Genomic DNA, 12,912 nt, shown 5'->3' with positions numbered 1-12,912 from the left:
CGGCTTGTGTCCCTGCAAGCGACTGTGGTAAAGGATGAGCGATGCCAGAACCAGGGAGCTTTTCGTGTTCGAACGAGCCGAGCGGGACCCGTCCATGGACGAGCGGGAGTACGAGCGGCGCGAGCTCGTGCTGCGGACGGAACTGCTCCAGCAGCAGTACGAGCTTCTGAAGCAGCGCGACCGCGCCGTGCTGATCGTGGTGGCGGGGGTCGACGGCGCGGGCAAGGGATCCGCGATCAACCTGCTGAACGAATGGATGGACCCGCGCCACATCCGCACCCTGGCCTTTGGCGACCCCAGCGTGGACGAGGCCCAGCGGCCGGCCATGTGGCGCTACTGGAACGCGCTGCCCGCGCTGGGGCAGACCGGGATCGTCTTCGGCTCCTGGTATGCGCCCCTGTTCAAGGAGGCCGCGCGCAAAAAGCCTGACATGGACCGCATCGAGGCGATGGCGGCCGAGATCCTGCGCTTCGAGTCCATGCTGGCCAGCGAGCGGGTGCGTATGCTCAAGCTCTGGTATCACCTGTCGCGCGATGCGCAGGTGGCCCGCATCGATGCGCAACTGGCCGATCCCGCGACGGCCTGGCGGGTGTCCGAGGCCGACCTGAAGGTGCGCAAGAAATTCGACCGGCTGCGCACGGCCGGCGAGATTGTGCTGGGCGCCACCGACGCGGCCCATACGCCGTGGCGGGTGGTGCCGGGCGCCGATGCCCGGCTGCGCGCGGTCGAAACGGCCTCGGCCGTGTTGCAGGCGATGCGCGAGCCGCTGCCGCGCGCGCCGCGCCGGCCGCCGCTGCAGGGGGTGCGCCCCGGCGGCAGGTCCAAGGCGGTGCTGGAGCCCATGCCGGGCGCGGGCAAGCTGGACGAGGTCGATTATGAAAGGCAACTGGCCGGCTGGCAGGCGCGCTTGTCGGAGCAGGTACGCGCCAAGCGCTTTCGCAAGCGCTCGCTGGTGCTGGTGTTCGAGGGTGTGGATGCCGCCGGCAAGGGCGGCGCGATCCGGCGTGTCTCGCATGCGCTGGATGTGCGGAACTTCGATATCGTGCCGATCTCCGCGCCCAGCGACGACGAACTGGCCCATCCCTACCTGTGGCGATTCTGGCGGCATCTGCCGCTGCATGGCAGGGTGTGCATCTTCGACCGTTCCTGGTATGGCCGGGTGCTGGTCGAGCGGGTCGAGTCGCTGATTCCGCCCGCCACGTGGCGGCGCGCCTACGACGAGATCAACGACTTCGAGGACCAGTTGCGCCGCGGCGGCGCGGTGGTGCTGAAGTTCTGGCTGTCGGTCTCGCGCGAGGAACAACTGCGCCGCTTCAAGGAGCGCCGCGATTCCCCGTTCAAGAGTTTCAAGCTCACCCCGGACGACTGGCGCAACCGGCGCAAGTGGGACGACTACATGTCGGCCGCGCGCGAGATGATCGCGCGCACCGACACTGCGCACGCGCCCTGGATCGTGGTGGCCGACGACGACAAGCGCACCGCGCGGGTCAAGGTCCTGGAACACATCGTGAAGGCCATGGATGAAGCCTGATCCACGCCAGCCTTCCACCGCGTGGGTGCTGGCCGTCACGCTGGCGATCCAGTCGCTGGCCTCGGCCGCCACCATCGCGCCGGCGGTGGTGGCCCCGGTGGCCACGCGCGAACTCGGCCTGCCTTCCAGCGCCATCGGCTTCTACATGGCCCTGGTCTACCTGGGGGCGATGTTCACCAGCGTGATCGGCGGTACCCTGGTCACCCGCCTGGGAGCGGTGCGCTGCAGCCAGGCGGCCCTGCTGCTGTGCGGCCTGGGCACGGGGCTGCTGTGCAGCGGCGGCCCCACGGTCGCGGCCTTGGGCGCATTGATCATCGGTGCCGGGTACGGCCCCATCACGCCTTCCAGTTCCTACCTGTTGATGCGCAGCACGCCCGCCCATCGGATGTCGCTGGTGTTCTCGATCAAGCAGACCGGCGTGCCGCTGGGCGGGGTCCTGGCCGCGCTGGCCAGTCCGCAGATCGAACACGTGCTGGGCTGGCGCTGGGCACTGGGCATTTGCGCGGTGGCCTGCCTGCTGTGCATGCTGGTCGCGCAAAGCGTGCGCCGCAGCCTGGACGTGCCGGGCGAGCCCGCCGCCCCGTGGCGCTGGCAGGACCTGGCGCGGCCGGTCGGACTGGTCTGGCGCACGCCCGCGCTGCGCCTCATGGCCGTGTGCTCGCTGTTGTTCTCCTTCATCCAGCTGGCGATCACGGCTTACCTGGTGACCTACCTGAACCTGTCGTTGGGATGGACGCTGATCGCGGCGGGTGTGATCCTGTCCTTGTCGCAGGTCGCGGGCGTGGCCGGGCGGATCCTGTGGGGCATCGTGGCCGACCGCTGGGCGCCGCCGCGCAAGGTCCTGGGCGGGCTGGCCCTGACGATGGCGGCAAGCTGCGTCGCCACCGCCTTGTTGCAGCCCGCCACGCCCTGGGTGCTGGTGGCCGCCGTCGCGGTGGTGTTCGGCGCTTCGGCCATAGGCTGGAACGGCGTGTTCCTGGCCGAGGTCGCCCGGCGCGCGCCGGCGGGGCAGGCCGGCGCGGCCACGGGTGGGACTCTGCTGTTCACCTATTTCGGCGTATTGGTGGGCCAGCCCTTGTTCAGCTACGTGGCGTCGTTGGCGGGCCCGGCCGGGCAGCCCGGCTATGCCTGGGCATACGGGCTGCTGGTGATTCCCGCGCTGTTCTGCGCCACCTGGCTGCTGCGCGCGCGGAGCTAGCGGACCTGCGCGATGACGTGGGCCACGGCAGCGGTCAGCTTCTTCACGTAGGGAATGTGCAGGAACTCGTTGGGCCCGTGGGCATTGGACCGGGGGCCCAGCACGCCGGTGATCAGGAACTGGGCCTCGGGGAATTTCTCGCCCAGCATGCCCATGAAGGGAATGGTGCCGCCTTCGCCTATCCAGGCCGTGCCTTGCCCGAATGCCGACTGCGACGCCGCGTCCAGCGCGCGCGCGAGCCAGGGGGCGGTCGGCGGAGCGTTCCAGCCACCGGCGCCGCCCTCGCTCTCGAACCTGACCCGGGCCTGGTAGGGAGGGTCCCTTTCCAGCGCGGCTTTCATCGCATGCGTCGCGCGTTCGGCGTCCACCGTGGGCGGCAGGCGCATGCTGAGCTTGAGCGAGGTCTTGGGACGCAGCACGTTGCCGGCGGCGTCGATGGACGGCAGGCCGGCCGCGCCGGTCACGGACAGGGCCGGCCGCCAGGTGCGGTTCAGGATGCCTTCGACCGGGTCGGTGGTGGTGGGCTGGGCGTGGGCATGGCCGTCGGCGCCGTGCGAGCATCCCACCCAGGGGAATTGCTTCCACACCTGGTCGCCCAGGATGGCGCCCGCCGTGCGGGCCTGGGCCAGGCGCTCATCCGGGATGCCGGCATGGAGTTCGGGCAGCAGCACGCGTCCGGTGGCCGGATCGTCGATCCGGTTGAGCAACTGGCGCGCGACCCGGAACGAGGACGGCACCAGGCCGCTGGCCATGCCCGAGTGGACGCCTTCGTCCAGGATTTCCACCGTCAGCACGCCGCCGGTCAGCCCGCGCAACGAGGTGGTCACCCACAACTGCTCGTAGTTGCCACAGCCCGAATCCAGCCCCACCACCAGCGTGGGCGGGCCGATGCGCGGGGCGAGCAGGTCGAGATAGGCGGGCAGGTCGTAGCTGCCGCTTTCCTCGCAGGTCTCGATCAGTCCCACGCAGCGGGGGCGCGGAATGTCCTGCGCATCCATCGCGGCCAGCGCGGCCAGGGCGGCGTAGATGGCGTAGCCGTCGTCCGCGCTGCCGCGTCCATAAAGCTTCCCGTCCTCGATCTTCGGCGTCCACGGACCCAGGTCCTGGCGCCAGCCGGTCATTTCGGGCTGCTTGTCCAGATGGCCGTAGAACAGCACGGTGCGGTCCCCGCCCAGTCCCTGGGTGGCCGGCGCCTCGAAATACAGGCAGGGGGTGCGTCCCGGGATGGCGACGATCTCGACGTGCAGTCCGGTAACCGGCTGAGCGCGCGCCCACTTCGCCGCCGCCTCCACGACCGCGGCCAGATGGCCGTGCTCGGCCCAACTGGCATCGAACATGGGCGACTTGGCGGGGATGCGCACGTAGTCGGCCAACAGGGGAATCAGTTCGTCGTCATAGCGGCGCGCCAGCACCGCGGCAAGGTCGGACAGGTCCATGAAGGGGCTCCCGGATCAGGCTCCAGTGTAGAACTTGTAGCCGGGGAAGGCAGCTTGCAAGATTTACATGTAATTCTTACCTGAGGTAGGGTGGGAGGCCATGCAAATCTTATAAACACCCCTGCGCCTACCCAGCGCGACAGGCTTTTCAACGGGCAAGGCCGGCATGGTACGGAACGTGCTCGTTGTTTCCGGCACGACGCTTACCGCGTCGCCAAGACAGAACCCGCCATCAGCGGGACGAGTTTTACGGGAAAGCCAAGGAGAAGAACCATGTTGCGCTGGGCTACTATCTTTTTCGTGATTCCCTTGCTGGTTGCCGTCGCGGGATTCAGCGACTTCGCGGCCAGTGCCGCGAACATCGCCGTCGTCCTGTTCCTGGTTTCGCTGGGGGCCTTTCTCGCCACCTTCTTCATCCGGACGCCCGAGGACGTGGAAGAGGGCTACGAGGGGGAATGGTCCCGATGAACCCACAGTTCCTTTTCCGCGGTTGAACATGGTTGCAAGACGCGTTTCGCAGGCGGCCGGGCCGCCCGATTCCTCTTATCGCAGATTGGCCGAGCACGCGCCGGGCGTACTTTGGTCAGCCTCGGAGACAGGGGAGTGGCTGTATGTGAATCCGGCCTGGACCCGCCTGACGGGGCAGCCCGCCAAGGCGGCCCTGGGCTGGGGCTGGCTGGCCTGCGTGCCCGCCGACCAGCGCGACCGGGTCCGTGCCGCCGTCGCCAAAGGAGCCGCCGATGCCGCGCCCTTCGAGGTGGTGCACGGACTGGCCACTGCCGACGGACGGTGGGTGGATGCGCATACGCAAGCGCAGCCCAGCCTGGAGGCCAATCAGCAGTTCGTGGGATTCAGCGGTACCTGCCTGCCGTGGCGCGAGTTCGCCGCGGTTAGCCCGTCCGCCGAGGAAGAGCCCGACGGACGGCAATTGCTGGACCTGCTGCCCCATGCCGTCGTCGCCTACGACGCCTCCTTGCGCTACGTGTACGCGAACCGCGCGGCCGGCGAGCTGTTCGGCATCGAGCCCGCCGTCTTCGCCGGCAAGACCGCGCGGCAGTTGGGCGTGGCGCCCTATATCGCATCGGCATACGAACAGGCGGTGGCCGACGCGCTGGCCACGGGGGTGCCGCAGACCTTCGACTACCGCATCGATACCGGCTCCTCCACGCGCCACTTCCGCGCTCGCGTCGTGGCCGATGGTGACGGCCGGCGCGCCGTGGCTTCCACTTTCGACACCAGCGCCTGGGTGCGCGTCCAGGTAGAGCAGGACACGCTGCTCCTGCGCGAACAGGCGGCGCGGACCCAGGCGGAAACCGCGATCGGGATACGCGACCAGTTTCTCTCCATGGTCTCCCACGAATTGAGGTCTCCGCTCAACGGCATCCAGAGCTGGGCTCACGTGCTGGAGAGCCGGGTCGATGCCGGCGTGCCCACGATCGCGCGCGCGCTGGCGGGCATCAGGACCGGCGTGCAGCAGCAGGTCGGACTGATCGACGAACTGCTCGACGCCACGCATGCCATGACGGGACGGCTTCAGCTTTCGATGGCGATGGAGGCGCTGGGGCCCATCGTCGAACGCGCGATCGCCCGCGCCGCCCCGAAGGCGGCCGAACGCAACGTGAGCCTGCGTGCCGAACTGCCGCCGGGCGAGATCCGGGTCTGGGGCAGCGCCGAGCGCATCGAGCAGATGGTCGGGCACCTGCTGGGCAACGCCATCAAGTTCAGCCAGCCCGACGGCCAGGTCGCGGTGCGGGTCGAAGCGACGCAGGACGAGGTGCGCATCGCCGTCGGCGATACCGGCAAGGGCATCGCGGCCGACGTCATGCCTTATCTGTTCGATCCTTTCCGCCAGCTCGACGCTTTTCGCGCTCGCCGCCCGGACGGCCTGGGCCTGGGATTGACGCTGGTGCGGCACCTGGCCGAATTGCAGGGCGGCAGGGTGGCCGCCCAGAGCGGAGGCGAGGGGCAAGGCGCGGTTTTCTCGATCTACCTGCCGCTGGCCGGCGATGGCGAGGCGCCCGTGCCGGCCGTGCGACCCGAAGCGGCCGGCGTGTCCGCCGGCATGCTGCGTGACATACGCATCCTGCTGGTCGAGGGGCACGCCGAGGCGCGAGCCGCGCTGGCCGATTCCTTGCAACAGGCAGGGGGCGCGGTGGTGGCGTGCGACTCCAGCGCAGCGGCCCTGGAGCATCTGCGCCGAACCGGCCCGGGGGAGCTTCCCCATGTCATCGTCAGCGACATGACCCTGCCCGGCATGGATGGCAGCGACACGCTGGCCCGCATCCGCGAACTCGAACGCGGCGAGCCGGACCGTTTTCCTTCGCCTACTCCCGCGGTCGCGCTGACCTCGGCCAGCCGGTGCGAGGATCGTATCGGCGCGCTGGCCGCCGGCTTCCAGGTCTACCTGGCCAAGCCGGTGGAGTTTCCGCAATTGGTGGGATTGATCCAGAATCTGGCGCGGGCCGCCTCTCTGGAGCGACGCTAGCGAAAAGGCGGCCCGCAGGCCGCCTTTCCGGTCAGGCGTGCGCGCGCATCCGGTCGCGCAGTTCCTTCACCTGATCGTGGTTGCGCACGACGCCTTCATATTGCAACTGGATGAGTGCCAGGAGCTGAGGCGGAAGTTCCTCGCGCAGGGCAGCCTGGTAGCGGCCCTTGGCGACGTCCTCGCCGCGTTCGCACTCCTCCAGGATGGCGAGATCCGTTCTTCCCGCCACCGCCGATTTCAATCCCAGCCAGCCACGGTGCAGCGCGCCGGCCGCGGTGCCGCCTTCTTCCGGCTCGTCGCCCAGTGCCGATACCTGCTCCTGCAACTGGGCCGCGGCCGTCGAGCAGTCGCTCGCGCGCCGGGAGAAAAGCGTCTTCAACTCGGGATCGTGGGCGTCCTGGGCAGCTTGCCGAAAGCCGTACTCGCCGTCCTTGCAGGTCTCGACCAAGTCGTTCAGTACTGTCGTCACATCTCGGGCCATCTTCGTCTCCTGGGTAGTCCGAATGAACCGGGCCGCATCGGGCCCGGTCCGGGACTTCAGCAGGAAACGGGCCCGCCTGACGATGGCTATTTCTTGGGATGGCTGGGCTTGAGCTTCCAGTCCTTGTCGTCCTTGTCGGTACGGACTTCCTTCTCGGCATGGGCGGCGGCCCCGGGCGAGATCGGATCGCTGGCCGGGAAGGTATCCTCCAGCGAATCGTCCAGCAGTTCCTGGTAGGTCGGCAGCCCTTCGTCGGACTGCTTGGCCTTGTCCTTCGGATCCTTCTCCGAACGGTTCTTGGGTTCAGTCTTCATGCCATGCTCCCGCAAATTGTCGCGTGGTCGAGTCGGCAAGAGTCATGCCCGGGCCTTACGCCCCGGCGGCGCCGCCCGCCGACGGTGGCGGCACCGAAACCTGGGGTCCGTCGCCATCCAGGCGGCGGACGAAGCTGGCCTGCGGATTGGCAAACTTTATCCCCAACTGCTTGAAACGGCGATAGATGCGCTGGTTGAATCCGCGCTGCACCGCGGCCTTGCCGCGATCCAGCGTGCGGATCTGCCCCGCCAGCGTGACCGAGGCGCCGTCCACCTGATCCACGCCCCACAGGTCCAGGTCGGCCAGCATCAGCGGACCCAGGTTGGGATCGTTGCGCATTTCCTCGCCCACGTTGCGGATCGCGGCCATGACCTCGTCCAGGTCCGAATCGGCGCTTACGCTGACCCGCACCGAGGCGTTGCCGATGCCGCGGTTGCTGTTCGAGACCGTGCCCACGGCGCTGAACGGGACCACGTGCAGCGAGCCGTCGCCCGCGCGCAGCCGGACCGTCCGTATGGACAGATACTCGACCGTGCCCGACACGCCGGCCAGCGTGACCGAGTCGCCCACCTGCATCGCGTTCTCCATCAGCAGGAAGATGCCGGTGATGAAATCCTGCACCAGCTTCTGCGAGCCGAAGCCGATGGCCACGCCGATGATGCTGGCGCCGGCCAGCAGCGGCGCGATGTTGATGCCCAGCTCGTTGAGCGCGGTGAACAGCACGATCAGCGCGATCACGATGAACAGCGTCGTGCGCAGGATGGGGACCAGCGTGCGCAGCCGCGTCGCGCGGGCGAGGTCGCCGGCCCGGGTCCAGCGCTCCATGCGCCGGTTGATCGACAGGTTGGCGGCTTCCCAGGCGACCAGCGCCAGGATGCACGACACCGCGATGGTGGCCGTGGCCGACACCAGCCTGCGGCCCACCGTGCCGGTCTCGAACCAGTCCAGCGCGCGCACGCCCCAGACCTCCAGCAGCGCGATCGCCGTGGCGACGAATACCAGGATCATCACCACGCGCTGCGCCAGCGTCTGGTAGGGCCGCCGGCCCGGCTGGCCGTCGCCCCCCGCGGGCGCGTCGCTGTAGAAGGCGCGGTCCAGCGCCCCGAGCAGGATCATGCTGAGCACGGTGGCCGCCAGCATGACCAGCGCCGTGCCCCAGACGTAGTGCAGCAGCTGCGACAGCCCGCTGGCCGTGCCCAGCGCCCATACCGCCCACAGGCCGGCGATCACCGCGATGGCCGTGGGTGCCCAGACATTGGCCAGCACCACTCGCAGTCCCTCGCGTTCCGGCCCGCGTATCCAGCGCGAGACCTGGCGCCGCCGCTGGACCACCATGATGATCAGCATCACGTGCACGGCCAGGCCCACCAGCTTGGACAGCACGTTGCGCGCGTCGTCGCCGGCCCCCAGCAGATAGGCGATCTCGGTCGCGGCCACGCCGAAGGCGCCGACCGCCACCACGCGCCGCAGCCACGTGTCCAGGTAGCGCGCCGCTTCGTCGCCCAGCCGCGACAGGCGCAGGCAGGCGGCCGACGGCGAGGTCAGGAGACGCAGCGCGGCCATCGTCAGGCGCATGGCGAGATAGGCGGCGATCAGCGGCAGGATGAACGGATAGAAATCGGCGGTCGGCGCGCCGAACAGCGTCATCAATACCGTCGCCACGACCAGGAAGCCGGCCAGCGGCACCAGGGTCAGGATGGCATGCGCCAGCGCGGCGGGCAGCCGGCGCACGATGCGCAGGTGCTGGTCGGGCTCGGCGGGCGTTTCCGTGTCGGCGTCCGGCGCGGAGGGCGGGACCGTGTCCGGAATGTGCCGGCGTTCCGCGTAGGCCATCAGCATCGCGCGCGGCCGGCGCAGCAGCCGCCCGATCCCGGCTTCCACGCCCAGGGCCGCGGCCAGGATCAGCAGGATGGTGCCCAGGCCCTGGAAGGTGGCCGCGCGGGCCTCGGGCGTGCCGAGGTAGTACTGCCACCAGGCGCCCGCGGAACGCAGCGACAACAGCGTCGCGCCCGTCAGCCGCAGCTCGTCCAGCGCCGAGTGCACCCAGCTGCCCGCCTGCGTGAAGGCCTGGGCGACCAGTCCGTCCTTCTCCAGCGCGGCGGGGACTTCGGGCGCGGAGGGTGCGGCCGCCTGTTGCTGCGTCGCTTCGGCGATGACGCCCAGCGTCTGTTCCAGTTCCGCCCGCCGGGCATCGTCGCGCAGCAGGTCCAGGACCTGGCGCGCCTGGGCGGGCGTCACGGCGGCGGGCGCGGGGGCGGCGGCGCCGGCTGGCCGCGACATCCAGAGGGCCAGGCACAGCAGGGCGAGGGCGGTCCAGGGGCGTGGGCGTCGTGTCTGCATGGGATCGGTCGGAAGGGGGATAGGGCGATTCTACCCAGCGGTGCGGGATGTCTGGGGGGAGTTGCGGGGCAATCAAAAAAACCGCTATAATCTTTCTTCTTTGCAGGGCTGTTAGCTCAGTTGGTAGAGCAGCGGACTCTTAATCCGTAGGTCGAGTGTTCGAGCCACTCACAGCCCACCAGAATTCGAAATCAACGCCTTAGCCGCTATGCGGCCTAGGGCGTTTTTTCTTTTGCGGCAACGCCTGTCAGGCATGGCTCGTAGCTTCTGGAATGAGCAACGCCGTCGAAGGACCCTCGAAAGAACCGTCATGGCCGTGGCCATGAAGGGCTTTCATTCTTGCAACCACATGTGGTGAAGATATGAACAAGCCTTTCATTTCGCTGTGTCCAGAGATCACTCGGGCAGACGCGCTGACGCTGATGGATTGGTTGGAAGATGAGCGCGTCATCCGCTACCTGAGCGATTCGCGCCACGTCTCCCGGTTCATCGAACAGGTCATCGGCCGGGTTCAGTTGCCGATCCTGACCCATCTGTTCAACCAGGGCGGCCGGTTCTTCATGGCCTACGACCGGCATGACGTGCCGGTGGGGTTCGTGCGTCTCGTCAAGACCGGTCCGGACTGCGAGATCGTCCTGGTCATCGGCAATCGCGACAACTGGGGCCGCAAGCTTGGCGCCAGCGCCATCCTCGAAGGCATGAAGCTCGCCTTCTTCGACATGCGGGCCGAGAAACTCATCGCCAAGGTCCACCCGGACAACGCGCGCTCGTTGAAAGCCTTCCTGCGCTGCGGCTTCCTGCTTGAAAGCGAAACGCCCACGCTGAAGTCATTTTCCATGACATTCGAGCGCTATCTCCGGCTGCTGCGCGAAAACGCCGTGGGCGACTCCACCGACATCTACATCACCGAAATCGACAAGGCCCGGCTCAGCAGCCTGGTCGGGTTCGAACAGGGGCCGGCTGTCGTCGACCTCGAGCACGAGATCGAACGAGCCATCGTCGTCGATTCGCGGCAAGTGGCGCGCAATGTCGTCACGATGAACTCCAGGGCCTTGCTGCACCTGGACGACGAGGAAGTGGAAGTCGCCCTGGTCTACCCCGAGGACGCGGACGGCAGCGCCGGGAAACTGTCGGTGTGCTCCGACGTCGGCGCCGCGATCCTGGGCTACCAGGAGGGCGATGCCATCGACTGGCGGATTTCGGACCGGACCCGCCGTATCTGCATCGAGAAAGTGCTTTACCAGCCGGAAGCCGCCGGCGATTTCCACCTGTAGCGTCGCACGCTTGCGCCTGCGCGGTTTGCATCTTCGATATGTGCCGTCCCCGCCGCCTAGCCGATGGACGGCTGGTGCCGCCGGTGCATGACCAGCCACTTGCCCACGGCGATGACGGATAGCGCGGCCACGATCTCCACCGCCAGTTCGACCATGGGGCCGGGTTCGCCCAGGTGTTCGACGACGAAGGTGTCGCTGATCAGCATGCCGCCGGCGATCCATCCCAGCATGCCCGCGCCCAGCGTGACGATCACGGGGAAGCGGTCTATCAGCTTCAGGACCAGCGTGCTGCCCCAGACGATGATGGGCACGCTGACGCACAGGCCGAAGATCACGTAGTACAGCTGGTGTCCGAGATGGGCGCTCTCGGCCGCGCCGGCGATGGCGATGACGTTGTCCAGGCTCATGGCGAAGTCGGCGATGATGATGGTCCGGATGGCGCCGAAGACGGACGTGCCGCCGTCGATGTCGCCGTGCGCGTCCTTGTCCTGGGCCAGCAGCTTGATGCCTATCCAGATCAACAGCGCACAGCCCACGATCTTCAGGAAGGGCATGCTCAGCAGCGCCAGCGCGAAGGCGATCAGCAGGACGCGCAGCAGGATGGCGCCCGCGGTGCCCCACAGGATGCCTTTGATCCGTTGCCGGGGCGGCAGGTTGCGGCAGGCCAGGGCGATGACGATGGCATTGTCGCCGCCCAGCAGGATGTCGATCAGGATGATCTGGAAGACGGCGCCCCAATGAAGCGTCTCGATGAGTTCGAACATGAGCTTGCCCCCGGAAAGAACAAGGAAGGCCGCATCGATACCGGCGCAAGAGCCGTACGCATAAGGATGAGCCGCGAAACATTCTATTCCTAGAATGTTTTAAACATTCTAATAATGGCACTATTAAAAGGGTCACTCGCCTTCCCGGAACGGCGGGACCGTATGTTTCCGCTGAAAAATAGATATCTGTTTATCGGATGGGATGTGACTTGTCCTGACCGATTGGTGGATGGAAACTGGCCGCCATGATCAATATTGGGGTGGTCGATGTCCATCAGGCCCCGCGTACCGCGTTTCCTTTGTAGTGCCGTGCTGTTCTGGGGCCACTGCGCGCGCAGGTTCCTGTCTGCCCGTGCGATCCAGCGCGCCATCCGCCGGCGCGAATTCCGCATGGTGTACCAGCCCATCGTCGCGCTCGACACCCTGGCGTTCAGTGGGGTCGAGGCGCTCGTGCGCTGGCACCGGCCGGGCCGGGGCGGCGTGCCGCCCGATCGGTTCATTCCGGTGGCGGAGAGCCGCGGCCTGATGGCCGAACTGACTCGCCACATCCTCGACCTGGTTGCCCGCGACGCCGTCAGCCTGGGGCTGGGGGCCCAGCATCGCCTGGCCGTCAACATCAGCGGTTCGTACCTGGCTACGCAGGCGTTCGCCGAGGACATCCGCCGTTTCATGGGCCGGCTTGGTCCCGACCGGCCCGTGGTCGTACTCGAACTGACCGAGCGCGAATGCCTGCCCGACAGTCCGCTGGTCCGGCACAACATGGCGCAGGCGCGTGCACTGGGCGCCCTATGGTCGCTGGACGATTTCGGTACCGGCCACAATTCCCTGGCCTGTCTGGACCGGTTTCCTGTCGATCATCTCAAGATCGACCGTTCGTACATACGCGGCATCGGGACCGGTTCGATCCGCGCCGTGGTGCTGGACACCCTCATCGACCTGGCCCGGCGGTTGAACCTCGCGGTGGTGTCCGAGGGCATCGAGACCGAGGCGCAGGCCGCCTATCTGCGCGATCGCGGCGTGGCGCTGGGGCAGGGCTATCTGTTCGCCAAGCCGCTGGAGGCGGCGGATCTCGCGGCCTGGCGCTAGCC

The 12,912-nt window shown here is 67.8% G+C and carries 11 protein-coding genes and 1 tRNA gene; 7 read left to right on the top strand and 5 right to left on the bottom strand.

Translation table 11 applies throughout. The features are described from left to right. Window positions 1-64: 64 nt before the first annotated feature. Both pap and WKR98_RS21265 read left to right on the top strand, forming a co-directional pair. Window positions 65-1,531, top strand: a complete 1,467-nt coding sequence (gene pap, locus WKR98_RS21270; protein WP_341434606.1) for a polyphosphate:AMP phosphotransferase — start codon at window positions 65-67, stop codon at window positions 1,529-1,531. Further along, window positions 1,521-2,729 (top strand): MFS transporter, encoded by a 1,209-nt coding sequence (locus WKR98_RS21265; RefSeq protein ID WP_124690769.1) that lies wholly within the window; start codon window positions 1,521-1,523, stop codon window positions 2,727-2,729. The genes pap and WKR98_RS21265 overlap by 11 nt, the downstream gene beginning before the upstream one ends. Here the strand turns inward: WKR98_RS21265 and WKR98_RS21260 are convergent. After that, window positions 2,726-4,165: a M20/M25/M40 family metallo-hydrolase gene (locus tag WKR98_RS21260; protein WP_341434605.1), complete on the bottom strand. Its 1,440-nt coding sequence runs from the start codon at window positions 4,163-4,165 to the stop codon at window positions 2,726-2,728. The genes WKR98_RS21265 and WKR98_RS21260 overlap by 4 nt on opposite strands. A 273-nt stretch (window positions 4,166-4,438) precedes the next feature. Here WKR98_RS21260 and WKR98_RS21255 point away from each other — a divergent pair, with 273 nt between their 5' ends. Together WKR98_RS21255 and WKR98_RS21250 are read left to right on the top strand one after the other, a co-directional pair. Beyond that, complete coding sequence (locus WKR98_RS21255; protein WP_124690768.1) at window positions 4,439-4,633, top strand: DUF1328 domain-containing protein; 195 nt, start codon at window positions 4,439-4,441, stop codon at window positions 4,631-4,633. A gap of 28 nt (window positions 4,634-4,661) precedes the next feature. Then, window positions 4,662-6,650, top strand: a complete 1,989-nt coding sequence (locus WKR98_RS21250) for a hybrid sensor histidine kinase/response regulator (protein WP_341434604.1) — start codon at window positions 4,662-4,664, stop codon at window positions 6,648-6,650. A 31-nt stretch (window positions 6,651-6,681) separates the two neighbouring features. Here WKR98_RS21250 and WKR98_RS21245 read toward each other — a convergent pair whose 3' ends face one another. From WKR98_RS21245 to WKR98_RS21235, 3 genes are all read right to left on the bottom strand, one after another. Further along, window positions 6,682-7,131, bottom strand: coding sequence for a ferritin-like domain-containing protein (locus WKR98_RS21245; RefSeq protein ID WP_124690766.1), 450 nt, complete (start codon window positions 7,129-7,131; stop codon window positions 6,682-6,684). An 86-nt stretch (window positions 7,132-7,217) separates the two neighbouring features. Continuing rightward, a complete protein-coding gene (locus WKR98_RS21240) occupies window positions 7,218-7,445 on the bottom strand; it encodes a hypothetical protein (protein ID WP_124690765.1) in 228 nt (75 codons plus the stop codon). A 55-nt stretch (window positions 7,446-7,500) separates the two neighbouring features. After that, window positions 7,501-9,786 carry a mechanosensitive ion channel domain-containing protein gene (locus WKR98_RS21235; RefSeq protein WP_124690764.1) on the bottom strand — a complete coding sequence of 762 codons (2,286 nt, stop codon included), beginning with the start codon at window positions 9,784-9,786 and terminating at the stop codon, window positions 7,501-7,503. Window positions 9,787-9,891: 105 nt separating this feature from the next. Here WKR98_RS21235 and WKR98_RS21230 point away from each other — a divergent pair. Beyond that, window positions 9,892-9,967: transfer RNA gene (locus WKR98_RS21230), tRNA-Lys, on the top strand. 181 nt (window positions 9,968-10,148) lie between these two features. Beyond that, window positions 10,149-11,060, top strand: a complete 912-nt coding sequence (locus WKR98_RS21225; RefSeq protein ID WP_124690763.1) for a bifunctional GNAT family N-acetyltransferase/nucleoside diphosphate kinase regulator — start codon at window positions 10,149-10,151, stop codon at window positions 11,058-11,060. A gap of 56 nt (window positions 11,061-11,116) precedes the next feature. Here the strand turns inward: WKR98_RS21225 and WKR98_RS21220 are convergent, their stop codons facing one another. Continuing rightward, window positions 11,117-11,824, bottom strand: a complete 708-nt coding sequence (locus tag WKR98_RS21220) for a TerC family protein (protein WP_124690762.1) — start codon at window positions 11,822-11,824, stop codon at window positions 11,117-11,119. A gap of 267 nt (window positions 11,825-12,091) precedes the next feature. Between WKR98_RS21220 and WKR98_RS21215 the strand changes: the two genes are divergently transcribed. Next, the gene (locus WKR98_RS21215; protein WP_124690761.1) at window positions 12,092-12,910 is read left to right on the top strand and encodes an EAL domain-containing protein; all 819 of its coding nucleotides are present in this window, start codon (window positions 12,092-12,094) and stop codon (window positions 12,908-12,910) included. The last annotated feature ends 2 nt before the right edge of the window (window positions 12,911-12,912 follow it).

The organism is Pigmentiphaga sp. YJ18, from assembly GCF_038066655.1.
GTDB lineage: Bacteria > Pseudomonadota > Gammaproteobacteria > Burkholderiales > Burkholderiaceae_B > Pigmentiphaga.
This window is presented reverse-complemented; position numbering and strand designations above follow the sequence as displayed.

What these genes read in the sequence shown, in the direction of transcription:
- WKR98_RS21265 (WP_124690769.1), top strand. Translation starts at nt 1,521, where the DNA reads ATGAAGCCTGATCCACGCCAGCCTTCCACCGCGTGGGTGCTGGCCGTC.
- WKR98_RS21260 (WP_341434605.1), bottom strand. Translation starts at nt 4,165, where the DNA reads ATGGACCTGTCCGACCTTGCCGCGGTGCTGGCGCGCCGCTATGACGAC.
- WKR98_RS21255 (WP_124690768.1), top strand. Translation starts at nt 4,439, where the DNA reads ATGTTGCGCTGGGCTACTATCTTTTTCGTGATTCCCTTGCTGGTTGCC.
- WKR98_RS21250 (WP_341434604.1), top strand. Translation starts at nt 4,662, where the DNA reads ATGGTTGCAAGACGCGTTTCGCAGGCGGCCGGGCCGCCCGATTCCTCT.
- WKR98_RS21245 (WP_124690766.1), bottom strand. Translation starts at nt 7,131, where the DNA reads ATGGCCCGAGATGTGACGACAGTACTGAACGACTTGGTCGAGACCTGC.
- WKR98_RS21240 (WP_124690765.1), bottom strand. Translation starts at nt 7,445, where the DNA reads ATGAAGACTGAACCCAAGAACCGTTCGGAGAAGGATCCGAAGGACAAG.
- WKR98_RS21235 (WP_124690764.1), bottom strand. Translation starts at nt 9,786, where the DNA reads ATGCAGACACGACGCCCACGCCCCTGGACCGCCCTCGCCCTGCTGTGC.
- WKR98_RS21225 (WP_124690763.1), top strand. Translation starts at nt 10,149, where the DNA reads ATGAACAAGCCTTTCATTTCGCTGTGTCCAGAGATCACTCGGGCAGAC.
- WKR98_RS21220 (WP_124690762.1), bottom strand. Translation starts at nt 11,824, where the DNA reads ATGTTCGAACTCATCGAGACGCTTCATTGGGGCGCCGTCTTCCAGATC.
- WKR98_RS21215 (WP_124690761.1), top strand. Translation starts at nt 12,092, where the DNA reads ATGTCCATCAGGCCCCGCGTACCGCGTTTCCTTTGTAGTGCCGTGCTG.